This is a genomic window from Janthinobacterium rivuli (assembly GCF_009208735.1).
Taxonomy (GTDB): Bacteria; Pseudomonadota; Gammaproteobacteria; order Burkholderiales; family Burkholderiaceae_D; genus Janthinobacterium.
In genome coordinates, this window is the sequence record NZ_WFLJ01000012.1 from 94,996 (window position 1) to 117,757 (window position 22,762).

The window sequence follows — 22,762 nt, forward strand, 5'->3', positions numbered from 1 at the left end:
TTTAGTTCAGCAGACCCGCATCGAGCCGTCCCTCAAGCGCCAGTTCGCGCATGATGCGCACGGTGTCGATGTCGGACTCCTTGTAGGCGGAGCGGCGGAAGTCGTCGTACAGGGCGTTGGCCGCATCGGTGGCCGCGTCGTGGCCGTCGTCATACTGGAAGCGCACCCACATGCTGGCTTCGTCGGGCATTTCGATGGTCATCACCAGCGAGGAGGCGCTGATATCCTGTTGCGCCGGCACTTCGTAGCGCACCTGCAGTTGCGGTATCAGCACCACCCTGTCGTTGATGACCAGTTCGCCATAGCGCAGGCTGCGCGCGAAACCGGCGTCGCTGCGCTCGCTGATCTGGCACTCGTCCAGGTGCGGCACGAACAGCTTCGGCGACTCGGCACGCAGGACGAGGCCGCGCCAGACCTGTTCCAGGCTCAAGGTGTCGATCAGCGGGTTGAGCGGATCGTTGATTTCAATCAAGTGTTCAAATTTCATGGGACTGCCATTCGGTAAGTGGGCGCGCACGGGCGATATAGGCGGAATGGTACTCCAGGCGTGACATCGCCGCACACATTACATCGGCCAAGATGGCGGCATATGGCGATATATCAATGCCATTGCCTGTTTTTCAGGCAGGTGTCATCGTGCAAAAGGCGGGTGCGACGCTGTTACAATGGGCTGCTGTTCCCTGCGGAAATACCCTGATGTCCAAAGCACCACAGTTCGGTCTGAATGCGCCCCAAAGCGAAGCGGTTACCTACCTCGACGGCCCTTGCCTCGTGCTGGCGGGCGCCGGCTCGGGCAAGACGCGCGTGATCACGCAAAAGATCGCCCATCTGATCGAAGACCGGGGCTACGACCCGCGCACCATCGCCGCCTTGACCTTCACCAACAAGGCGGCGCTGGAAATGCAGGAACGCATCGCCAAGCTATTGAAACAGCCGCGCCAGGCCAAGCAGTTGACGGTGTCGACCTTCCATTCGCTGGGCGTGAAAATCCTGCGCCAGGAAGCCAATGGCGTGGGCTTGAAGGATCGCTTTTCCATCATGGACAGCGACGACTGTTTTTCGCTGGTGCAAGACCTCGCCATTACCACCGATAAACAGGTGATCCGTGGCATCCAGAACGCCATGTCCTTGTGGAAAAATGGCTTGATCGACCCGGACATGGCGCTGGCGCAAGCGAAGGATGAGGACGAGGCCAACGCGGCGCGCATCTACCGCAGCTATGTGGCAACGCTCTCCGCCTACCAGGCCGTCGATTTCGACGATCTGATCCGCTTGCCCGTGGAACTGTTCCGCAACAACGGCCCCGTGCGCGACAAGTGGCAGCGCCGCCTGCGCTACCTGCTCGTCGACGAATACCAGGACACGAACACTTGCCAGTACGAACTGGTGAAACTGATGGTGACGGGCATCGGCAAGAAGCCGATGTTTACGGCCGTGGGCGACGACGACCAGGCCATCTATGCGTGGCGCGGCGCCACCGTGGAAAACCTGAAAACCCTGGAGACGGATTTCCCCGATCTGCGGGTGATCAAGCTCGAGCAGAATTACCGCTCCACCATGCGCGTGCTGAACGCGGCCAATGCCGTCATCGGCAACAACCCGAAGCTGTTTGAAAAGTCGCTGTGGTCGGAACACGGCCTGGGCGAGCCGATCAAGGTGCTGGGCATGCAGACGGACGAGCAGGAGGCGGAGCAGGTCGCCATCATGATCTCGGCCGACCATTTCGAGCGCAAGAACAAATTTTCCGATTACGCGATTTTGTACCGGGGCAACCACCAGGCGCGCATCATCGAACAGTGTCTGCGCAAGGAGCGCATCCCTTACACGATCTCGGGCGGCCAGAGTTTCTTCGACAAGGCCGAGATCAAGGACATCATCAGCTACCTGCGCCTGTTGGCGAACGAGGACGACGATCCGGCGTTTATTCGCGCCGTGACGACGCCGCGCCGCGGCGTGGGGCAGTCGACGCTGGAAGTGCTGGGCGCGTTTTCCGGGCAGTGGCAATGTTCGCTGTTCCAGGCCGTGTTCAAGGGCGGTATCGAGGCCAAGCTGACGGACCGCCAGCTGGGGCCGCTGCGCGACTTCTGCAACTTCATCAACGACCTCGAATCGCGCGCCAGCCGCCCGGGCGCGGCCGGCAGCGGCGACAACGCGGCCGAAGTGCTGGACGACATGATGAAGGAAATTCACTACGAATCGTATCTGTACGATGCCTTCGAGGAACGGCAGGCGCAAAGCAAGTGGCAGAACGTGCTGGAATTCGTCAACTGGCTCAAGGAGCGGGGCCGTGGCGGCAAGGACCGCGATGGCGAAGAAAAGAACGTGCTGGAACTGACGCAGATGGTGGCCTTGATGACCATGCTGGAAGGCAAGGACGAGGAGCAGGACGCCGTGCGCATGTCGACCCTGCACGCGTCGAAAGGGCTGGAGTTTCCGCACGTGTTTCTGGTCGGCGTGGAAGAGGGCATCTTGCCGCACAAGGGCGACCCCGACGCGCCGGCCGAAACCATCGCCGCGCGCATCCAGGAAGAGCGGCGGCTGATGTACGTGGGCATCACGCGCGCGCAGCGCACCTTGCACGTCACCTGGTGCAAGAAGCGCAAGCGGGCGGGCGAGCAAGTCCATTGCGACCCGTCGCGTTTCATCAAGGAAATGCAACTCGACGTGGGCGACGCCGTGCCCACGGAGGCGGAAGTGATTTCGCCCAAGGAACGCTTGGCGCGCATGAAGGCCTTGCTGGCCGCGCCGAAGGCGTGAGCGGCGCTCAGGCTTCCACGGTGCCGTCCGGCGTGGCCTTCGGCACGATGGCCAGTTGCATGCCCAGCGCATCGAGCATCTTCAAAATGGTGTCGAAGCGCGGTTTGCTGCCTTCGCGCAAGGCTTTATAGGCGCCTTCGCGCGTGATGTCGGCCCGGGCCGCCACCTTGCCCATGCCATAGGCGCGCACCACGTCGTTCATGGCCGACTGGAACAGTTCGGCGTTGCCCGTGGCGACGATTTCGCTCATGTAGGCGGCCACGGCGGCCTTGCTGGTCAGGTGTTGCGTCGGGTCGAATTTGCTCAGGCCTAATGCTTCCAGGTCGTCGAGGTCGAAGGTGTCGCTATGGATGTCTTGGTTCATTTCTTTCGTGCTCCTGTGGATGCCGCCGCCGCTTTCTTCAGGGTCGCCTGCCGGGCTTTCAAGTCCTTGAGTATCGCTTGCGCCTGCTTGATGTCGCGTTGCTGGCTCGATTTATTGCCACCCAGCAGCAGCAAGATCAGGGTGCCCCGATTCGTTTCGTGAAAATACACGCGCCAGCCTGGCCCCGTCTGCAAAAAGCGCAGCTCGCACACGCCTTCGCCCACTGCCCGCCAGTCGCCCTTTTTGCCGTGCTGCAAATGCTTGATGCGCGCGTCAATGGCGGCGGCCGCCACGTCGTGCAGGGAGTCTTCCCAGCGGCGGTATTCGGCCGTCTTGCGCGTGTCGATCAGCAGTGGCTCGGTTGGTGTTGGTTCAATCATTGTAATCGTTTGTTCTCATTCGTCAAGCGGTTTGATCCAGCCATCAGGGAAGAATAGGCAGAAATGGCCGTCTGACCGATGGGGAATGGACGAGGTTTGTCCTGGCTCACGCCGCTGCGGCGGTAGAATGCCGCTTTCAGTCAGGAGTCACAGAGAGCACCATGGACAATGCAGAACAGATGGAAACACGTTTCGTCGATATCGAAATCAAGCTGGCGCAGCAGGAGGACCTGGTCGAATCGCTGAACCAGATGGTGTACCAGCAGGGCAAGCGCATCGACCAATTGGAAGCGATGCTGCACAAGCTGGGCGAGCACGTGCGCGACGGGGCGCAGCAGGCGAATGGCGGGCTGGTCAACGAACGTCCGCCGCATTACTAAATCGGCATCGTGGTGCGGAGCGCATGAAAACCGTTCATCACCGGCCGGCGCGCTACCATCAGTAGTTGCTGGTGACGCAAGTGTGTCAGGCTGTTATTATTTCAGGCTGGCCCGCGACACAATCGCGGCTCTCTTGCGTTTCTTGAAAGAAGACATGACCCGTCCAACAATGCTCGTCATCGCCGCCAGCCTGATGCTGGCGCCAGCCGCCTTTGCCGCTACCGCCAGCACCGCGCCAACCACTGCCGCTACCGCGGCCGCCGCCTTGCCCGTTTCGAACCCGTTTGCGCAGGCCAGCAGCCTGCCCTTCCACTATCCACCGTTCGACAAGGTGCAGGACGCTGACTACGCGCCCGCCTTTACGGCCGGCATGGCCGCCAACCTGGCGGAAATCAACGCGATTGCGAACAACAAGAAGCCAGCGACCTTCGACAACACCATTGTGGCCATGGAGCGCTCGGGCCAGTTGCTGAGCCGCGTGCGCACCGTGTTTTCCGTGATGTCCGGCTCGAACACGAATGAGACGATCCAGGGCCTGGAACGCGAGCTGGCGCCGAAAATGGCGGCCCATAGCGACGCGATCATGCTCAACGACAAATTGTTCAAGCGCATCGACACCCTGTACGCCAAGCGCGACAAGCTGGGCCTCGATGCGGAGTCGAAGCGCCTGCTCGAGCGCTATCACACGGACTTCGTGCGCGCCGGCGCCAAGCTGTCGGCGGCCGACAAGGAAAAACTGCGCGCCTACAACGGCCAGCTGGCCGCCCTGTCGACCAAGTTCGCGCAAAACGTGCTGAAGGAATTGAACGCATCGGCCGTCGTCGTCGATACGCGTGAAGAACTGGACGGCCTGTCGCCGGCCGCCATCGAAGTGGCCGCCGGCCTGGCCAAGAAGCGCGGCCTGGACGGTAAATACGTGATCGCCCTCGTCAACACGACGGGCCAGGCGCCGCTGTCGCTGCTGACCAACCGCGCCGTGCGCGAACGCATCATGGCCGCCTCGCAGGCGCGCGGCAGCCGTGGCGGCGAGTTCGACAACACCCAGGAAGTGCTGGAACTGGCAAAACTGCGGGCCGAACGTGCCGCGCTGATGGGCTACCCGAACTATGCGGACTATTCGCTGGAAGACCAGACGGCGCACGACACCACCGCCGTGAACGCCCTGCTGGGCGAGTTGGCGAAGCCGGCCGTCGTCAATGCGCGCCGTGAAGCGGACGATATCCAGAAGGTCATCGATGCAGGCAAAGGCGGCTTCAAGGTGGGCGCCGCCGACTGGGCTTTCTATAGCGACAAGGTCCGTGCCGAACGCTACAACTTCGATGAAAATCAGTTGAAACCGTACTTTGAAATGCACAGCGTGCTGACCAAGGGCGTGTTCTTTGCCGCCGGCAAGTTGTACGGCTTGACCTTCAAGCAGCGCACCGACTTGCCCGTCTACACGTCCGACATGCTGGTGTACGACGTCTTCAACGAAGACGGCACGCAGCTGGCCATCTTCACCCTGGACCCTTACGCGCGCAGCAACAAGCGCGGCGGCGCCTGGGCGAATGCCTACGTGGGCCAGTCGACCTTGCTGAACCGCAAGCCGGTGATTGCGAATAACCTCAACATTCCCAAGCCGGAAGCGGGCCAGCCGACCCTGATGACGTTTGACGAAGTCAACACCATGTTCCACGAATTCGGCCATGCGCTGCACGGCATGTTCTCGAACGTGAAATACCCGCGCTTCGCCGGCACCAGCGTGCCGCGCGACTTCGTTGAATACCCGTCGCAAGTCAATGAAATGTGGGCGCTGTGGCCGGAAGTACTGCAAAACTACGCCAAGCACTATCAGACGGGCGCGGCCATCCCGGCCGAGCTGCTGGCGAAAGTGACGGCGGCCGACAATTTCAATCAGGGCTATAAAACCACGGAATACCTGGCATCGGCCCTGCTGGACCAGCGCTGGCACCAGCTGACCCCGGCACAGATCCCCACCGACGTGCTGGCGTTTGAAAAAACCGCCTTGAGCGACGCGGGCGTCGATTTCGCCCCGGCGCCACCACGCTACCGCACCACCTATTTCTCGCACGCGTTCGCGGGCGGCTATTCGGCCGGCTATTACGCCTACCTGTGGTCGGAAAAGCTCGACGCCGACACGGTCGAGTGGTTCAAGGAAAACGGCGGCCTGACGCGCAAGAACGGCGACTGGTTCCGCAGCAAATTGCTGTCGCGCGGCGGCAGCGCCGATGCGCTCGACATCTACCGCAACTTCCGCGGCCGCGATGCGAAGATCGAGCCGCTGCTGGAACGCCGTGGCTTGAACGGCAAGTAATCCCCCGTCACCGGCCTGGCCGGTGCAGAACATCGATGGCCGCCCCGCAACGGGCGGCCATTTTTATTTGGAGATTGTGATTGAAAACCGTGGTAAACCGCGCAGTTGGCGGGATGCGCCACAGTATCCGCCGTGCCGGATGACGCCTGTGTGACAGGCTGCTATGATCTGCCACTGGCCCGCGACGCGATCGCGGCTCTTCCCCGCGCTTTCTGAAAGATGTCATGATCCGTCCACAACTGCTCGTCATCGCCGCCAGCATCATGCTGGCCCACGCCGCCCCTTCCGCCCTGGCGGCCACCGCCGCACCGGCCGCCGCCGTCAGTACGCAGAATCCCCTGCTGAAAGCCAGCCCGCTGCCATTCCAGATGCCGCAGTTCGGCCTGATCAAGGATGAGCACTACGCGCCGGCGTTTGCCGAAGGCATGAAACGCCAGCTGGCCGAAGTCAATGCGATCGCCAACAACCGCCAGGCGCCCACGTTCGAGAACACCATCGTGGCCCTCGAGCGCACGGGACAGCTGCTGCACCGCGTGCAAAGCATCTTCAGCAACATGACCTCGACCAATACCAATGCCGTGCTGGAAGCGGTGGAAGTGGACGTGTCGCCGAAACTGGCCGCGCATGGCGACGCCATCACCCTGAATCCGAAACTGTTTACCCGCATCGACACCTTGTACGCCAAGCGCGACAAGCTGGGCCTCGATGCCGAATCCTTGCGCTTGCTGGAACGCTATCACACGGACTTCGTGCGCGCCGGCGCCAAGCTGTCCGATGCGGACAAGGAAAAGCTGAAAGCCTACAACGCCGAGCAGGCGGGCCTGGAAACGGCCTTCGCGCAAAACGTGCTGAAGGAAACGAATGCCAAGAGCATCGTCGTCGACACGCGCGCCGAGCTGGCCGGCATGACGGACAGCGATATCGACACGGCTGCCGCCGCCGCCAAGGAACGTGGCTTGACGGGCAAGTTCCTCATCGCCCTGGTGAACACCAGCGGCCAGCCGCCGCTGGCGGTATTGACGGATCGCAAGACGCGTCAGCGTCTGATGGATGCGTCGCTGAACCGCGGCAGCCAGGGCGGCGAGTTCGACAACCGCGCCATCGTGCTGAAGCTGGCCAAGCTGCGCGCCGAACGGGCGACTCTGCTCGGCTACGCCAACTATGCCGCGTATTCGCTGGAAGACCAGACGGCCAAGACGACGACGGCCGTCAACACCTTGCTGTCGGAACTGGCCAAGCCGGCCGTCGCCAACGCGCGCCGCGAAGCGGCCGACCTGCAGCAAGTGGTCGACGCGGAAAAAGGCGGTTTCCAGGTGGCGGCAGCCGACTGGGCCATCTACACGGACAAATTGCGCAAGCAGCGCTTCAATTTCGATGAAAACGAGCTGAAACCGTACCTGGAATTGAACAGGGTGCTGAACAACGGTGTCTTCTTTGCCGCCAATAAACTGTACGGCATCAGCTTCAAAGAACGCAAGGATTTGCCGGTGTACAACCCGGACGTGCGCGTCTACGACGTGCTGGACGCCAACGGCAAGCCGCTGGCCCTGTTCATCGCCGACTTCTATGCACGCGGCAACAAGCATGGCGGCGCGTGGATGAATGAATACGTGTCGCAATCGTCTCTGATGGGCACGCATCCGGTGGTGGCCAACCAATTGAACATTCCGAAGCCGCCAGCCGGCCAGCCGACCTTGTTGACGTTCGATGAAGTGACGACCATGTTCCACGAATTCGGCCATGCGCTGCACGGCATGTTTTCGAACGTGAAATACCCGCGCTTTGCCGGCACCAGCGTGCCGAGCGACTTCGTCGAGTATCCGTCGCAAGTCAATGAGATGTGGGCCGTGTGGCCGGAAGTGCTGCAAAACTACGCCAAGCACTACCAGAGCGGCGCGGCCATGCCGCAGGAATTGCTCGATAAAGTGACGGCGGCGAAGAAATTCAACCAGGGTTTCATGACGACGGAATACCTGTCGGCGGCCCTGCTGGACCAGCGCTGGCACCAGTTGGCGCCAAGCCAGATCCCGACGGACGTGCTGGCTTTTGAAGCGGCATCCTTGAAGGAGGCGGGCGTCGACTATGCGCCCGTGCCGCCGCGCTACCGCACCAGCTACTTCTCGCACAGTTTCTCGGGCGGCTACTCGGCGGCGTATTACGCCTACCTGTGGTCGGAAAAGCTGGATGCGGAATCGGTCAACTGGTTCAAGGAAAACGGCGGCCTGACGCGCAAGAATGGCGACTGGTTCCGCAGCAAATTGCTGTCGCGCGGCGGCAGCGTCGATGCGCTGCAACTGTTCCGTGACTTCCGCGGCCGCGACGCCACCGTGGAACCGCTGCTGGAACGCCGCGGCTTGAACGCCAAGTAAGCCGTCCTCATCAGAAGCTTGCGTTGCGTTGACATGGCGCACGCAAGCTTTCCGTGCCGGCGGCGTAGAATTGAGTAAGATAGAAACAACAAGGCAGTCGAAAGAGTATATGAGTCAGCAAGATTTGAATGGCATCACCCTGGAAGCGATCGTGACGCGCCTGCACGCCCACTACGGTTGGGACGGTCTGGCCAAGCACATCGATATCAATTGCTTCATCAGCGATCCCAGCATCAAGTCGAGCCTGAAGTTTTTGCGCAAGACCCCGTGGGCCAGGAGCAAGGTGGAACAATTGTTCCTGGACACGCAATTTACTGACTGACAGGAAAAAACATGGATAGCAAACTCAAGGAATCGCTGCAACAACTGCATTCGACACTGGCAACCAGCGGCCCCGTTGATGAAGAACTGCATGGTTTGCTGCAAAAACTCGATGTCGACATCAAGTTGCTGATGGAAAAGCGCGCCGCGCAGGAGCAGGAAGAAGAGTCGACCACCTATGGCCTGGCCGAACGCAGCCAGGAATTGTCGGCCAAATTCGCCGTCAAGCATCCGAAACTGGAGCCGGCGCTGCGGGAATTGGGTGAAATTCTCGCCAACATGGGCATTTAAGCAAGTTGCGGGAAATGCTGGGCCTTGTCCTGCCGGGACGGGCCTTCTTTCCCCAAGTGTTTGAAAAATAAACGTTTTTTTGTACGCAAATCCAACAGTAAAAAGCAGGCCGTCAGGTTGGAAATGGCCAATTCCGGTACAATCCGTACCCTATGAGCTCCCCTACCAATTTATTTGCGACCGTTCCCAAGCGGTCTGCCCGCGCTGCCGTGGCGCCTTTCCTGCCGATGTCGCGTGCCGAGATGGACGCGCTGGGCTGGGACCAGTGCGACGTCATCCTCGTCACGGGCGACGCCTACATCGACCATCCGAGCTTCGGCATGGCCCTGGTCGGCCGCCTGCTCGAAGCGCAGGGTTATCGCGTCGGCATCATCAGCCAGCCGGACTGGCTGTCGGCCGACGCCTTCCGCATCCTCGGCAAGCCGCGCCTGTACTACGGCATTACCGCTGGCAACATGGATTCCATGGTCAACCAGTACACGGCCGACCGCAAGATCCGCTCCGACGACGCCTACACGGCGAATGCGGAACCCAATAAACGCCCGGACCGCGCCGTCACCGTGTACGCCCAGCGCGCGCGCGAAGCGTATTCCGACGTGCCCATCGTCATCGGCAGCATCGAAGCGTCGCTGCGCCGCATCGCCCATTACGATTACTGGTCGGACAAGGTCCGCCGTTCCGTCTTGCCCGATTCCAAGGCTGATTTGTTGATCTTCGGTAATGCCGAGCGGGCGCTGGTCGACCTGACGCACCGCCTGGCCGCTGGCGAATCGATCAAGGATATCCGCGACTTGCGCGGCACGGCCTTCATGGTGCCGGCCGGCTGGCTGCCCGGCGACGACTGGGGCGTGCACAACTCCACCCGCGTCGACGTGCCCGGCAAGATCGACCCGCACTACAGCCCGTACGAGATGGTGCAGGAAGACAAGACCGCCTGCGCGACGGAGAATGCGTCGAAATCGGCCGAAGTCATCAAGCCGATCCGCATCATGAGCCGCGAAGAGCGCCTGGCCATGGCCAAGGAAAAGCACGACAAGACGGTCGTGCGCCTGCCGTCCTACGACGTCGTCAAGGATGACCCCGTCATGTATGCGCACGCCTCGCGCGTGTTCCACCTGGAATCGAATCCCGGCAATGCGCGCGCCATGGTGCAGGCGCACGGCGAACGCGACGTGTGGCTCAACCCGCCGCCGCTGCCGCTGGCCATGGACGAGATGGATGGCGTGTACGACATGAACTACGCGCGCGCGCCGCACCCGAGCTATGGCAAGGCGCATATCCCCGCCTGGGAAATGATCCGCTTTTCCGTCAACATCATGCGCGGCTGCTTCGGCGGCTGCACCTTCTGTTCGATCACGGAACACGAAGGGCGCATCATCCAGAGCCGTTCGGAACCGTCGATCCTGCGCGAAATCGAGCATATCCGCGATAAGACCAAAGGCTTTACGGGCACCATTTCCGATATGGGTGGTCCGACGGCGAATATGTACCGCCTGGCCTGCAAGGAAAAAGAGATCGAAGTGTCGTGTCGCCGCCTGTCCTGCGTGTATCCGTCCATCTGCGTGAATTTGGGCACGGACCACAGCAAGCTGATCTCGCTGTACCGCAAGGCGCGCGCCATTCCGGGCATCAAGAAAGTGCTGATCAGCTCGGGCTTGCGCTACGACCTGGCCGTGCGTTCGCCCGAGTACGTCAAGGAACTGGTCACGCACCACGTCGGTGGCTTGCTGAAGATCGCGCCCGAGCACACGGAAGAGGGCACCTTGTCGAAGATGATGAAGCCCGGCATCGGTGCGTACGACGAGTTCAAGGAAATGTTCGACCGTTTCTCGCTGGAAGCAGGCAAGAAGCAGTATTTGATTCCCTACTTCATCGCCGCCCATCCGGGCACGACGGACCTGGACATGCTCAATTTGGCCCTGTGGCTGAAGAAGAACAATTTTAAATTGGACCAGGTGCAAACCTTCATGCCCACGCCGATGGCCATGGCCACGACGATGTACCACACGCGCAAGAATCCCTTGCGCAAGGTCACGGCAGACTCGGAAGTGGTGGAAACGGCGCGCAGCGGCAAGATCCGCCGCACGCACAAGGCGTTCCTGCGCTACCAGGACCCGGCCAACTGGCCGATCCTGCGCGAAGCGCTGGTCAACATGGGCCGTGGCGACTTGATCGGCAATGGCGACAAGCATTTGATCCCGGCCTGGACGTCGTCGGAATCGGGCGGCCTGGCCGCGGGCGAACGCAGCCGTCAGACGCATGGCGCCGGCACGCCGGACAAGTTCAAGGTCACGCCGGGCAAGAACCGCATCGCCCTGGGCGGCACGGCCGCCGCGCCGAAGGCGACCGCCGTCGAGTCGAAGGTGCGCCCATCGATCCTGTCGACGATCAAGACGAAGGCCAAGCCGGCCGCCGTGCCGATGGGGCGTGGCAGCAAGCCGCCCGCCAAGGGCGGCCATGCCGCGCCGGCACGGGGCGGACGCAAGTAAACGGTCCTCGGCACCCCGGGCATCGCCTGAAAACCCGGCAACGCAGACAGCGTTGCCGGGTTTTTTGTTATCTGCGCACCAGGATGGGGCGCAAAAATGTGGGGGCGGCAGAATTTTTACCAATATTTAAGAATTGAATAGAGCAAAAGGCAATTTTCCCTTGTGGCAACTTGGTGTTTGAAAATATACTCGTTGGATATTTAGCCGTACGGCAACAAAGCTGCCATTCTGGCAAGCGCCAGCGTACGCGACTTCCAGCGTTGATATGAAAAGAGATGCCAATTGAAATGCCTTTCCTGCCAGGCCGAGAATAAGCCGGGCGCAAAATTCTGCGCTTTCTGCGGTACGACGTTTGCCGTTGCTCCTGGCGCCGCCGCCCCCGCGCCGGGCAAATCCTGTGGCCAGTGCGGCCATGATTGCAAGCCGGATGCCAAGTTCTGCCCCAAGTGCGCATTCAGCTTTGCCGTGGCGCCCGTTGCCGCGCCGGTGCCGCTGCCGGAGCCGGTCAATGCGCCCATCATCGAGCCCGTCCCTGAACCTGCCCCGGCGCCAGTGGCGGAGCCTGTCGCACCCCCGCCACCGCCCGTGCTGGAAAAGCGCCGTGCTGATCCCGAACCAGCGCCGGCTCCCTCATCCGAGGTGCCGGCCGACAGCCCGGCCGGTGGCAGCCGCATCAAGCTGATCGTCGCAGCCGTCGCGGCGGTGGTGGTCGTGGGTGCGGCAGGGGGATACTATTACCTGTCAGCTAAGCCTGCCGAACCCGGGCCAGTCCCCACGCCGACGGTTGCCGCCGAAGAAACGACGACTGACGCCGAGCAGCCGCTGGCCATCAGCGACCCGGCGCTCGATGGCGCCACGACGGCCGACTTAGCCGCGACACCTGCTGCCGAGCCTGAGCCCGAGCCTGAGCCTGAGCCAGCGGCAGCTCCTGCACCGGCTCCTGCACCGGCACCGGCACCTGTCGCGGAAAAGCCGGCCAAGCCCGTCAAGGTGACGCCGCCACCGGCGCCTGTCAAACAGACTAGCGGCCTGGAAAGCGTGATCACGGAGAGCCTGTCGGAAGCGAGCCACTGCATGAGCCAGCGCAAATACGACTGTGCCGTTGCCAACGCGAATGCCGTGTTGCGCATGGACACGGGCAACCGCTACGCGCTCGACATCAAGCGCAAGGCGAAAGAAGCGCAGGACAAGGCGCTGTCGCAAATCCAGATCGAGTAAGCCGCGCTGCTTGCCTTCCCCCTATTTTGAACTTCCCGGAGAATAACGTGAAAAACTTGAAACAAAAGGCCAAGCCCCTGGTGGCGATGCTGGTCGTGTCCTCGATGCTGGCCGGCTGCGCCGCGCCAGGCGGCCCTGGCGCCACCGGCAATACCGGCAATACCGGCAATACCGGCAACGCAGGCACGGAAGCGGCCAGCGGCGAATGCAATACGGCCATGCTGGCCGGCATCGGCGCCGTCGTGGGCGGCTTGCTGGGCGGTGGCAACAATACCGTGCGCGGCGCGGCCCTCGGCGCCAGCCTGGGCGCGCTCGCCTGCGTGGCCTTGAATTATCAAAGCCAGCAAGTCAAGACGGCGCAGCAGGTACAAACCGACTACAAGGTGGCCAACAAGGGCAAGCTGCCCGAGCAGTCGACCCTGGTGAAATACGAGACGGGCTTTACGCCTTCCTCCGTGCGTCCGGGCCAGAAAGCGCAGACCAATTCGTATATCGAAGTGGCGGCCGGCACGCGCGATCCGAACCCGCTGGTGGAAGAGGAATTGAGCCTGTACAAGCCAAATGGCGACTTGATCAAAACCGTGCGCAAGGTGGTCAGCAGCAATAACGGCAGCGGCGCCTACAAGGGCGGCTTCTCGATTCCCATGCCGGAAGGCGTGCCGCAGGGTATTTATCCGGTACGCACGGCCCTGTACCTGAATAGCAAGCGCGTCGGTGGCCAGGACGTCAAGCTGCAGATCGTCCAGCGCCAGGCGCCTGCGTCCGACCTGCAACTGGCGCTGGCCTACTGACACATCCATACCAAGGGGCGGCCGGGTAGGCCGTCCCCTTCCGATTTCCCCCTTCCAGGCTAGACATGACCATTTCCACCGAAGCACATCAACCTCTTCCCTTTTCCTCCGCCGTGGGTTCGCTGATCGAAGCGACCGATGCCATCAGGAACTTCCGCGCGATTGCCTTGCTGGCCCTGACCTTTATCGGCGCCGTGCTTGTCGGTGGCGTCCTGACGATGCTTGCCGGCAGCATGAGCAGTCCGCTGCTGGCCTTTTTCGGTGGCTTGATGGCCTTCCTCGTGATGTTTTACGGTTCCAACGCCGTGGGCATCCTGCTGATGCGCGATGCGCAAGGCCAGCCGGGCATGAGCCTGGTGGATGCCGTGCTCGTTTCGCTGTACACGAGCCATCGCCTGATCGCGGTCGTCTTCCTTGAATTCCTGATCGTGCTGGCGGCCATGATCGCCATCGCCATCCTCTTGTTCGTCTGCAAGATCCCCGTGCTCGGCCCCGTGCTGTACGCGGTCGTTTTCCCGCTGTCGGCCATCGTGCTGGGCGTGCTGGTGTTTGCACTGTTCTACGTGATGCTGCCGCTGGCCGGCCCTGCCGCCTGGTCGGGCGCCAGCGTGTTCCAGATCATTGCCCGCCTGAACCAGATCGTGCGCACCAAGCTGGTGTCCGTGATCTTGCTGGAAGTGCTGCTGTTCCTGATCACCGCGTTTGTGGCCCTGCTGATCTTTGGCGTGCTCGGTACCGGCGTGTCGCTCACCTCGGGCATGTCGGCTGGCATCCTCAGCCTGGGCCAGATGGATCTGTATGCGATGGCTACGGGCCTGGGCCGCGGTGGCTACGGTTCCGGCTACATCGTCGCTGCCGGCCTGGGCGGTGGTTTGCTGATGGCGGCCGCGGCCGTGGTGCCAGGCTTGATCTTTACCAAGGGCGTGTGCATCATTTATCTGGGCGCCACGCGCAATGTCGATTTCAGCGCCTCGGAAGCGAGCCTGAACGACGGCCTGGCCACGGTCAAGAAAAAAGCCGAGGAAGCGCGCGAGCGCGCGCGTGCCCTGGCCGAGCAGGCGAGCGCCCCCGCCGCGCCAGCCGCTCCCGCTGCGTCGGCTGACAGCCTGCAGTGCCCCAGCTGCAAGGCTCCGGTCGCGTCCGATGACGTGTTCTGCGGCGAATGCGCGCATAAACTCAAGTAAGGCAGACCATGGCGCAATTCTGTAAACAGTGCGGCACCGCCCACGCGCCTGACGCGCGCTTTTGCGACGAGTGCGGCAAGGCCGTCAACGCCGCCCCGGCACCCGCGCCGGCCGCGACACCGGCGCTGTCCGGCGTGCAGCGGCGCCACCTCGTCATTGCCGGCGGCGTGCTGGCGGTCGTCATCGTGGCCGGCGGCGCCCTGGCGTGGTTGCTGGCGCCAGAGGCAGCCTCGTCCAGCAGTTTCAGCCGCGCCATCGATGCCCACCTGGCGACCGATGAGGCGGCGCGCGACAAGTTGCTGTGCCTTGCCAACTTGCCGTACCAGAAGGAAGAGATCCGCGTGGCGTCGTACGATAGTTCCACTCGGCAATGGCTCGATATCCTCGTGCGTAGCGGGCTGTACAGCGCTCCCGTCGAGCAAAGCAGCGGCGGTTGGGTTGCGCAATCGCAATTTGTCTACGCGCTGGCCGCGCCGGGCAAGGCGGCCTTGCGCGGCGACAAGCTGTGCGTGGCCAAGGGCGTGAAAGTGGCCAAGGTCAGCGGCTACGATCAGGTGCGCGACTTGGGCGCACAGCACGTGGCGATGGCCAAGGCGACCCTGGCGTTGACCGATGAGGCGGCGTGGTTTGCCAAGTCGCCGGACCGCGCGCTGATCCTGCAGCGCCTGCCGGACGGCGACCTGGAAGTGCGGTTGCCGCTGGCGCTGGTCGACAAGCAGTGGCAAGTCATCGACGAAGCGCAGATGAGCCAGGCCGCCATGACCGGTGTGCTGGGCAAATCGCCGGCCGCGCAGGGCGCGGGCATGCTGGACAAGCTGAAAAGCGTGTTCAGCTTTGGCGGCCACCCGGCGGTGGGGAAATGGCAGGCGGCGATGGGCAATGTCCTGGAATTTACACGCGACAGCGTGATCAATAACGGGACCTCGACCAAGGCCACCTTCAGCACCAAAGGCAATACCGTGACGATCACGCCGGAAGGCGCGGGCGATGCGGCCATGGACATTATCGTCAGCGAGGATGGCAGCACGGCGCAGATCAGCATGGGCGGCATGCGGGTGACCACCCTGCGCCGCATGCGCGATTAAGCATCTGTCCAGGCGGCGTAGCTTGCCGCCTTGCAGCATTCCAGAAGCCCGGCCATGCCGGGTTTTTTTTCGCCGCCAGGCAGGCAGGGAAGGCAGGTATTTATCTTGACATCAAGATAGTTCGCGCCCACACTGGCCTTTTATCTTAATGTCGAGATAGTTGCATGAGTTCTTCTTCTGCCCGTCCCGCCTGGGGCGATATTCTGCTCACGGCGCTGGCGCCCCTGATATGGGGTTCCACGTATATCGTCACGTCCGAACTGTTGCCGCCCGGCCGGCCCTTCACGGCGGCCCTGATCCGCGTGCTGCCGGCCGGCCTGCTGTTGCTGCTGATCATGCGGCGCCTGCCCGCTCGGCGCGACTGGGGCCGCGTGCTGGTCCTGTCCGCGCTCAATATCGGCGTGTTCCAGGCGCTGCTGTTCGTGGCCGCCTACCGCTTGCCGGGAGGCCTGGCGGCCGTGGTGGGCGCCATCCAGCCGCTCTTGGTGATGGGCCTGGCCTGGGGCGTGGAAGGGCGCCGTCCGGCCCGCCTGGCCCTGGGGGCCAGCGTGCTGGGCGTGGCCGGCATGGGCGTTTTATTGTTGTCGCCGCGCACGGTGTGGGAACCCGTCGGCATCGCCGCCGCGCTGGGCGGCACGGCTTGCATGGCGGCCGGCACTTACCTGACGCGGCGCTGGAAACCGGACTTGCCCGTGCTGGCGCTGACGGGCTGGCAATTGCTGCTCGGCGGCCTGATGCTGGCGCCCGTCGCGTGGCTGGCTGACGCGCCCTTGCCGGCCTTGTCCGCGCAGCAAGTGCTGGCCTACGCCTACCTGTGCCTGGCCGGCGCCCTGCTGGCGTATGCCTTGTGGTTCCGCGGCATCGCCAGGCTGTCGCCCGTGGCCGTCTCCTCGCTGGGACTGCTCAGTCCCCTGATGGCCGTCGTGCTGGGCTGGGCCTTGCTGGACCAGGCCATGACGGGCTGGTCGATGCTGGGCTTGCTGCTGGTGCTGGCCAGCGTGCTGGCCGTGCAGTGGGTCAGCGCCCGTCCCGCAACAAACGCCTGACTTCCGCGCATTTCCCCTCGGCAGGCCGATCGCCTCGGCCTGTCCCTTTCCCTCTGGGCGCTCCCTTTTTGCTGCACCGCACATACAGTTTTGCTTGCACTGTAATAGGGCATTGAGGCACTATTCGCTTCGCGCAAACGTTTGCGCGCAACGAATTTCCTAAAAAGCATGCAGTACACGTGCTTGACCAACAACTCTGGAGACGCTCATGACATCCCGTATTCGCCTGAAAATGATTGCCGCCGCTGTCCTGGTATGTGCTTTGCCCGCCGTGCCGGCCATGGCGCAGACGCCTGCCAAACCGAAGGTGGCGCTGGTGATGAAGTCGCTCGCCAACGAATTTTTCCTGACCATGGAAAATGGCGCCAAGGCGCATCAGAAGGCCAATGCCGCCAAGTACGACTTGCTGTCGAACGGCATCAAGGATGAAACGGATACGTCGAGCCAGATCAAGCTGGTCGAGCAAATGATCGTCTCGCGCGTCAATGCGCTGGTGATCGCCCCGGCCGACTCGAAAGCGCTGGTGCCGGTGCTGAAAAAAGCCATCGACGCGGGCATCATCGTCGTCAATATCGACAACAAGCTCGACGCGGGCGCCCTGAAAGAGAAGGGCATCACCGTGCCGTTCGTCGGTCCGGACAACCGCAAGGGCGCCAAGGTCGTCGGCGACTTCCTGGCCCAGCAAATCAAGAAGGGCGATCCGGTCGGCATCATCGAAGGCGTCTCCACCACCTACAACGCGCAGCAGCGCACCCTGGGTTTCCAGGACGCCATGAACGCGGCCGGCGCCAAGGTCGTCAGCGTGCAGTCGGGCCAGTGGGAAATCGCTCCCGCCAACACGGTGGCCGCCGCCATGCTGAACGCCAACCCGAACATCAAGGCTTTGCTGTGCGGTAACGACAACATGGCCATCGGCGCCGTCTCCGCCATCAAGGCGGCCGGCAAGACGGGCAAAGTGTTCGTCGTCGGTTACGACAACATCAACGCCATCAAGCCGATGCTGGCCGATGGCCGCGTGCTGGCTACCGCCGACCAGTTCGGTTCGCAGCAAGCCGTGTTCGGCATCGAGACCGTGCTGAAAGCCCTGGCGCAGAAGAAGAAACAGGCCGAGCTTGGTGGCGTCATCGAAACCAAGGTCGAACTGGTCGCCAAGGGCGCCAAGTCCTGATCGTTTGATCCCGCCGGGACCGGCGCCTGCGCATACTTCTGAGTACGCGCGCGCCGGCCCCGCCGCCACCACCGCGGAGTTTTATCATGCCCACCGACATTCCCCCGGCGCCAGCCGCCATCCCCTTGTTAACGCTCGATAACATCGGCAAGTCCTATGTCGGCCCCGTCCTCGGTGGCGTGGGCCTGCGCTTCGCCCCTGGCCAGGTGCTGGCGCTGACGGGCGAGAACGGCGCGGGCAAGAGCACCTTGTCGAAGATCATCTGCGGCCTGGAGCAAGCCACCACGGGCACGATGCTGCTCGACGGCAAACCCTACCAGCCCGCTTCGCGCGGCGCCGCCGAAGCGCTGGGCATCCGCATGGTGATGCAGGAACTCAATTTGATTCCCACCCTGTCGATCGCGGAAAACCTGTACCTGAAGAATCTGCCGCAGCGTTTCGGCTTCATCGACCGTACGCGCCTCGAACGCGATGCGCGCGAACAGATGGAAAAAGTCGGCCTGGGCGGCCTCGATCCGTGGACCTTGGTCGGCGAGCTGGGCATCGGCCACCAGCAAATGATCGAGATCGCGCGCAACCTGATCGGCGCCTGCCGCCTGTTGGTGCTCGACGAGCCCACGGCCATGCTGACGCACCGCGAAGTGGAGCTGCTGTTCCTGCAGATCGAGCGTCTGAAGGCCGACGGCGTGTGCATCATCTATATTTCCCACCGCCTGGAAGAACTCAAGCGCGTGGCCGACCGCATCGCCGTGCTGCGCGACGGCCAGCTCGTGTGCGACGACGACATCGCGGGCCACTCCGCCGCCGACCTGGTCAGCCTGATGGTGGGCCGTTCGGCCGACGATGCGGTCGACTTGAGCGGCCGCACCATCGGCGCGCCGCTGCTGCGCGTGCGCGGACTGGCGCGCGGCAAGGTCGTCAACCCGACCTCGTTCGACTTGCGTGCCGGTGAAATCCTCGGCATCGCCGGCCTGATCGGCTCGGGCCGCACGGAATTGCTGCGCCTGATCTTCGGCGCCGACCGCGCCGACGCCGGTGAAATTTTCCTCGGTGACAGCGCCACGCCCGCCGCCTTGCACTCTCCGCAGGCCGCAGTGCAAGCCGGCATCGCCATGATCACGGAAGACCGCAAGGGACAAGGCTTATTGCTGCGCCAGTCGATCGCCGTGAATACGACCCTGGCGTCGCTCGACACCGTCAGTGGCGCGGGCTGGCTCAACGACGCGGCCGAAGCGACGGTGGCCGACGATTACATCGAGCGCCTGGGCATCCGCTCGCGCAACAGCGCGCAAACGGTGGCCGAGCTCTCCGGCGGCAACCAGCAAAAGGTGGTGATCGCCCGCTGGCTGTATCGCGACTGCCCCGTGATGCTGTTCGACGAACCCACGCGTGGCATCGATATCGGCGCCAAGTTTGATATTTATCAGGTGTTGGCTGAACAGGCGCGCCAGGGCAAGGGCCTCGTCATCGTCTCGAGCGACTTGCGCGAACTGATGCTGATCTGCGACCGCATCGCCGTCATGAGCGCGGGCAGCATCGTCGACACCTTCGAGCGCGGCGCCTGGAGCCAGGACGCGCTGCTGTCGGCCGCCTTCTCCGGCTATTTGACCCCTAATTCCACTCCAGCTGCGGCCTGATCCGCCGGAAAGATTCCCATGACCACTACTTCTTCCCCATCGTATCTGCAGCGCAGCCTGGCCGACCTGAAAAACTATGCGGGCCTGATCGGCGCCCTGCTGGCCATGTGCGTGCTGTTCTCGTTTGCCAGCGAAAATTTCTTCACCCTGGCCACCCTGAGCACCCTGTCGAACAATATCCCCACGCTGGTCGTGATGGCCGTCGGCATGACGTTCGTGCTGATCATCGGCGGCATCGATCTGTCCGTCGGTTCCGTGATGGCGCTGGCCGCTTCCGTGCTGTCCCTGGCCGTCGTGCACTGGGGCTGGCCCGTGTGGAGCGCGGCCCTGCTGGGCATGTTCGTCGCCGCCCTGTGCGGCGCGACGACTGGCCTCATTTCCGTCGGCTGGCGCATTCCCTCGTTCATTGTGTCTCTGGGCGTGCTGGAAATGGCGCGGGGCCTCGCGTATCAGGTGACCAATTCGCGCACGGAATACATCGGCAGCGCCGTCGACGGCATCAGCTCGCCGATCGCATTCGGCCTGTCGCCCGCCTTCATCGCCTCGATCGCCATCGTCGTCATCGGCCACCTGGTGCTCACGCGCACGGTGCTGGGACGCCACTGGATCGGCATCGGCACGAATGAAGAAGCCGTGCGGCTGTCCGGCATCAATACGAAGCCGTCGAAAGTGCTGGTGTTTGCCTTGATGGGCTTTCTTGCCGGCGTGGGCGCGCTGTTCCAGGTGTCGCGCCTGGAAGCGGCCGACCCGAACGGCGGCGTGGGCATGGAATTGCAAGTGATTGCCGCCGTCGTGATCGGCGGCACGAGCCTGATGGGCGGGCGCGGCTCCGTCATCAGCACCTTCATCGGCGTATTGATCATTTCCGTGCTGGAAGCGGGCCTGGCCCAAGTGGGCGTGTCGGAACCCGTGAAACGCATCGTCACGGGCCTGGTGATCGTCGCCGCCGTGGTGCTCGACACCTACCGCCGCCGCGGCGAACGCGCCTAAGCGACGCAGCGCCCATGGCAACCATCAAGCAAGTGGCGCAGGCGGCGGGGGTATCGTTTACCACCGTGTCGCACGTCCTCAACAATACCCGCCCCGTCAGCGACGAGGCGCGTCGCGCCGTGCTGGCGGCGGCGGAGGCACTGCATTACGTGCCCAGCGCGCTGGCGCGTTCCCTGCGCAGCCGCAGCACGGGCACCATCGGCCTGATCATTCCGAACAATACGAACCCGTATTTCTCGGAAGTGGCGCGCGGCATCGAGGACAGCTGCTACGCGGCCGGCTACAGCGTGATCTTGTGCAATTCCGATGACGACCCCGTCAAGCAGCGCGACTACCTGAACGTGCTGCTGACCAAGCGCTGCGATGGCCTGATTTTGTCCGCGCTGGCCGACAGCGACGGCGAATTGCTGCGCAAGATGAAGGTGCCGGCCGTGCTGCTCGACCGCGCGCCCAGCGACCTGTCCATCGATGCCGTGGCCGTCGACAACCGCGCCGGCGGCGCCCTGGCCGCGCATCACCTGCTGGGTCTCGGACGACGGCGCCTCGCCTGCATCGCCGGTCCCCGCGAAGTGAGCATTTCCAACGACCGCATCGACGGCGTGCGAGGCGCCATGGCGGACGCGGGCGTGGTCCTGGCCGACGCCCTGTGCCGCCATGCGGACTTTACCAGCGCGGGCGGCTATGGGGCCGCGCTGGACTTGCTGGCGCTGCCGCAAGATCAGCGTCCGGACGCCTTGTTCTGCTGCAATGACTTGATGGCCTTTGGCGCCTTGCGCGCCGCCGCCGAGCGCGGCATCGCCGTGCCGGGCGAGCTGGCCGTCGTCGGTTTCGACGATATCGACCTGGCCAGCTTCGTGCACCCGGCCTTGACCAGCGTGGCGCAAAATACGCGCGAGCTGGGCCACATCACGGCCGCCTGCCTGCTGGCGCGCATCGCCGACCCCGCCTTGCCGCGCCAGCAGCGCAGCATCGCCCCCGCACTGCACGTGCGCGGCTCCAGCGTGGCCGCCACCGTGCCTTTTTCCGCACCTACTTCTTCACCTGCAACTGAACTGATGGGAATGACATCATGATCGTGGTTATCGGCAGCATCAATATGGACCTGGTCTTGCGCGTGCCGCGCATGCCCCTCCCCGGCGAAACCCTGACGGGCGGCGCGTTCCGCACGATTCCTGGCGGCAAGGGCGCCAACCAGGCCGTGGCCTGCGCGCGCCTGAGCGGCAAGGTGGCGGGCGCCCAGCAAGTGGCCATGGTCGGCTGCGTGGGCGACGACGCGTTCGGCGCGACCTTGCGCGCGGCGCTCGTCGGCGACGGTATCATCGACAGCCACATCACGACCTTGCCGGGCGTGGCGTCCGGCATCGCCTCGATCCTCGTGGACGACAATGGCCAGAACAGCATCGTCATCGCCGGCGGCGCCAACGACTTGTTGAGCCCCGCGCACATCGACGCGGCGCAAGGTTTGATTGAACAGGCCGATATCGTCGTGCTGCAGCTGGAAACGCCGATGGCCACCGTCGTGCACGCCATCAAATTGGCCCGCTCGCTGGGCAAGACCGTGGTGCTGAACCCGGCCCCGGCGGCCAGCCTGCCGGACGGCTTGCTGGAACTGGTCGACTACCTGATTCCGAATGAAATCGAAGCGGCCATGCTGGCCGGCGTCGGCCCGGAGGGGGCGGATGCCAAGGCGCTGGCGGCCGCGCTGCAAAAGCTGGGCAGCGACAACGTCATCATCACCTTGGGTGCCAAGGGCGTGCACGCGGCCCTGTATGGCGGCGACTTCACCTTCCCGGCCGAAGCGGTGCAAGCCGTCGACACGACGGCGGCCGGCGACACCTTCATCGGCGGTTTTGTCGCTGGCCTGGCGTCCGGCATGGACGAGGCCGAAGCGATCCAGCAAGGCCAGCGCGCGGCCGCCTGGAGCGTCACCAAGCCTGGCGCGCAAACCTCGATCCCCCACTTGCACGAGCTGTTCTAA

General features: G+C 63.4%; 20 protein-coding genes and 1 pseudogene. 18 read left to right on the top strand and 3 right to left on the bottom strand.

Going from position 1 to position 22,762, the window contains the following annotated elements:
- Position 1: 1 nt before the first annotated feature.
- Positions 2-487: an SRPBCC family protein gene (locus GCN78_RS17425; protein ID WP_152252809.1), complete on the bottom strand. Its 486-nt coding sequence runs from the start codon at positions 485-487 to the stop codon at positions 2-4.
- 209 nt (positions 488-696) lie between these two features.
- On the opposite strand from GCN78_RS17425, the gene GCN78_RS17430 reads away from it, so the two are divergent.
- The gene (locus GCN78_RS17430) at positions 697-2,757 is read left to right on the top strand and encodes a UvrD-helicase domain-containing protein (protein WP_070219613.1); all 2,061 of its coding nucleotides are present in this window, start codon (positions 697-699) and stop codon (positions 2,755-2,757) included.
- Between the two features lie 7 nt (positions 2,758-2,764).
- Here GCN78_RS17430 and GCN78_RS17435 read toward each other — a convergent pair whose 3' ends face one another.
- Positions 2,765-3,121, bottom strand: a complete 357-nt coding sequence (locus GCN78_RS17435) for an addiction module antidote protein (protein WP_152252810.1) — start codon at positions 3,119-3,121, stop codon at positions 2,765-2,767.
- Entirely contained in the window at positions 3,118-3,501 is a 384-nt protein-coding gene (locus tag GCN78_RS17440) for a type II toxin-antitoxin system RelE/ParE family toxin (RefSeq protein WP_226939685.1), read from the bottom strand. The genes GCN78_RS17435 and GCN78_RS17440 overlap by 4 nt, the downstream gene beginning before the upstream one ends.
- 161 nt (positions 3,502-3,662) lie before the next feature.
- On the opposite strand from GCN78_RS17440, the gene GCN78_RS17445 reads away from it, so the two are divergent.
- From GCN78_RS17445 to rbsK, 17 genes and pseudogenes are all read left to right on the top strand, one after another.
- Positions 3,663-3,881, top strand: coding sequence for a SlyX family protein (locus tag GCN78_RS17445; RefSeq protein WP_070290273.1), 219 nt, complete (start codon positions 3,663-3,665; stop codon positions 3,879-3,881).
- A 169-nt stretch (positions 3,882-4,050) separates the two neighbouring features.
- Complete coding sequence (locus GCN78_RS17450) at positions 4,051-6,195, top strand: M3 family metallopeptidase (protein ID WP_152252905.1); 2,145 nt, start codon at positions 4,051-4,053, stop codon at positions 6,193-6,195.
- Between the two features lie 224 nt (positions 6,196-6,419).
- Positions 6,420-8,564 carry a M3 family metallopeptidase gene (locus GCN78_RS17455; RefSeq protein ID WP_152252811.1) on the top strand — a complete coding sequence of 715 codons (2,145 nt, stop codon included), beginning with the start codon at positions 6,420-6,422 and terminating at the stop codon, positions 8,562-8,564.
- A 109-nt stretch (positions 8,565-8,673) separates the two neighbouring features.
- Positions 8,674-8,886, top strand: coding sequence for a VF530 family protein (locus GCN78_RS17460; protein WP_152252812.1), 213 nt, complete (start codon positions 8,674-8,676; stop codon positions 8,884-8,886).
- Positions 8,887-8,897: 11 nt separating this feature from the next.
- Positions 8,898-9,176, top strand: coding sequence for a DUF4404 family protein (locus GCN78_RS17465; RefSeq protein ID WP_099411273.1), 279 nt, complete (start codon positions 8,898-8,900; stop codon positions 9,174-9,176).
- Between the two features lie 227 nt (positions 9,177-9,403).
- Positions 9,404-11,665: a YgiQ family radical SAM protein gene (locus GCN78_RS17470; RefSeq protein ID WP_226939695.1), complete on the top strand. Its 2,262-nt coding sequence runs from the start codon at positions 9,404-9,406 to the stop codon at positions 11,663-11,665.
- A 282-nt stretch (positions 11,666-11,947) separates the two neighbouring features.
- Positions 11,948-12,055, top strand: a pseudogene (locus tag GCN78_RS30040) (zinc-ribbon domain-containing protein); the annotation flags it as partial.
- Positions 12,056-12,130: 75 nt separating this feature from the next.
- Complete coding sequence (locus GCN78_RS17475; RefSeq protein WP_226939698.1) at positions 12,131-12,883, top strand: hypothetical protein; 753 nt, start codon at positions 12,131-12,133, stop codon at positions 12,881-12,883.
- A 47-nt stretch (positions 12,884-12,930) separates the two neighbouring features.
- On the top strand, positions 12,931-13,674 hold the full coding sequence (locus GCN78_RS17480; protein ID WP_152252815.1) for a hypothetical protein: 744 nt from the start codon (positions 12,931-12,933) through the stop codon (positions 13,672-13,674).
- 65 nt (positions 13,675-13,739) lie between these two features.
- On the top strand, positions 13,740-14,858 hold the full coding sequence (locus GCN78_RS17485; RefSeq protein ID WP_152252816.1) for a zinc ribbon domain-containing protein: 1,119 nt from the start codon (positions 13,740-13,742) through the stop codon (positions 14,856-14,858).
- Between the two features lie 8 nt (positions 14,859-14,866).
- Entirely contained in the window at positions 14,867-15,943 is a 1,077-nt protein-coding gene (locus GCN78_RS17490) for a zinc ribbon domain-containing protein (RefSeq protein WP_152252817.1), read from the top strand.
- A 164-nt stretch (positions 15,944-16,107) separates the two neighbouring features.
- Positions 16,108-16,989: an EamA family transporter gene (locus tag GCN78_RS17495; protein WP_152252818.1), complete on the top strand. Its 882-nt coding sequence runs from the start codon at positions 16,108-16,110 to the stop codon at positions 16,987-16,989.
- A gap of 208 nt (positions 16,990-17,197) precedes the next feature.
- Positions 17,198-18,157: a sugar ABC transporter substrate-binding protein gene (locus GCN78_RS17500; RefSeq protein WP_152252819.1), complete on the top strand. Its 960-nt coding sequence runs from the start codon at positions 17,198-17,200 to the stop codon at positions 18,155-18,157.
- A gap of 86 nt (positions 18,158-18,243) precedes the next feature.
- Entirely contained in the window at positions 18,244-19,794 is a 1,551-nt protein-coding gene (locus tag GCN78_RS17505) for a sugar ABC transporter ATP-binding protein (protein ID WP_152252820.1), read from the top strand.
- Positions 19,795-19,812: 18 nt separating this feature from the next.
- Positions 19,813-20,784 carry an ABC transporter permease gene (locus GCN78_RS17510; RefSeq protein WP_152252821.1) on the top strand — a complete coding sequence of 324 codons (972 nt, stop codon included), beginning with the start codon at positions 19,813-19,815 and terminating at the stop codon, positions 20,782-20,784.
- A gap of 14 nt (positions 20,785-20,798) precedes the next feature.
- Entirely contained in the window at positions 20,799-21,857 is a 1,059-nt protein-coding gene (locus GCN78_RS17515) for a LacI family DNA-binding transcriptional regulator (RefSeq protein ID WP_152252822.1), read from the top strand.
- Positions 21,854-22,762 (top strand): ribokinase, encoded by a 909-nt coding sequence (rbsK, locus tag GCN78_RS17520; protein WP_152252823.1) that lies wholly within the window; start codon positions 21,854-21,856, stop codon positions 22,760-22,762. Before GCN78_RS17515 ends, rbsK begins: the two co-directional genes overlap by 4 nt.

Coding starts and splice junctions, on each gene's coding strand:
- GCN78_RS17465 (WP_099411273.1), top strand. CDS start 8,898: ATGGATAGCAAACTCAAGGAATCGCTGCAACAACTGCATTCGACACTG.
- GCN78_RS17485 (WP_152252816.1), top strand. CDS start 13,740: ATGACCATTTCCACCGAAGCACATCAACCTCTTCCCTTTTCCTCCGCC.
- GCN78_RS17515 (WP_152252822.1), top strand. CDS start 20,799: ATGGCAACCATCAAGCAAGTGGCGCAGGCGGCGGGGGTATCGTTTACC.
- rbsK (WP_152252823.1), top strand. CDS start 21,854: ATGATCGTGGTTATCGGCAGCATCAATATGGACCTGGTCTTGCGCGTG.
- GCN78_RS17470 (WP_226939695.1), top strand. CDS start 9,404: ATGTCGCGTGCCGAGATGGACGCGCTGGGCTGGGACCAGTGCGACGTC.
- GCN78_RS17430 (WP_070219613.1), top strand. CDS start 697: ATGTCCAAAGCACCACAGTTCGGTCTGAATGCGCCCCAAAGCGAAGCG.
- GCN78_RS17505 (WP_152252820.1), top strand. CDS start 18,244: ATGCCCACCGACATTCCCCCGGCGCCAGCCGCCATCCCCTTGTTAACG.
- GCN78_RS17455 (WP_152252811.1), top strand. CDS start 6,420: ATGATCCGTCCACAACTGCTCGTCATCGCCGCCAGCATCATGCTGGCC.
- GCN78_RS17445 (WP_070290273.1), top strand. CDS start 3,663: ATGGACAATGCAGAACAGATGGAAACACGTTTCGTCGATATCGAAATC.
- GCN78_RS17425 (WP_152252809.1), bottom strand. CDS start 487: ATGAAATTTGAACACTTGATTGAAATCAACGATCCGCTCAACCCGCTG.
- GCN78_RS17510 (WP_152252821.1), top strand. CDS start 19,813: ATGACCACTACTTCTTCCCCATCGTATCTGCAGCGCAGCCTGGCCGAC.
- GCN78_RS17450 (WP_152252905.1), top strand. CDS start 4,051: ATGCTCGTCATCGCCGCCAGCCTGATGCTGGCGCCAGCCGCCTTTGCC.
- GCN78_RS17495 (WP_152252818.1), top strand. CDS start 16,108: ATGAGTTCTTCTTCTGCCCGTCCCGCCTGGGGCGATATTCTGCTCACG.
- GCN78_RS17460 (WP_152252812.1), top strand. CDS start 8,674: ATGAGTCAGCAAGATTTGAATGGCATCACCCTGGAAGCGATCGTGACG.
- GCN78_RS17440 (WP_226939685.1), bottom strand. CDS start 3,501: ATGATTGAACCAACACCAACCGAGCCACTGCTGATCGACACGCGCAAG.
- GCN78_RS17500 (WP_152252819.1), top strand. CDS start 17,198: ATGACATCCCGTATTCGCCTGAAAATGATTGCCGCCGCTGTCCTGGTA.
- GCN78_RS17435 (WP_152252810.1), bottom strand. CDS start 3,121: ATGAACCAAGACATCCATAGCGACACCTTCGACCTCGACGACCTGGAA.
- GCN78_RS17490 (WP_152252817.1), top strand. CDS start 14,867: ATGGCGCAATTCTGTAAACAGTGCGGCACCGCCCACGCGCCTGACGCG.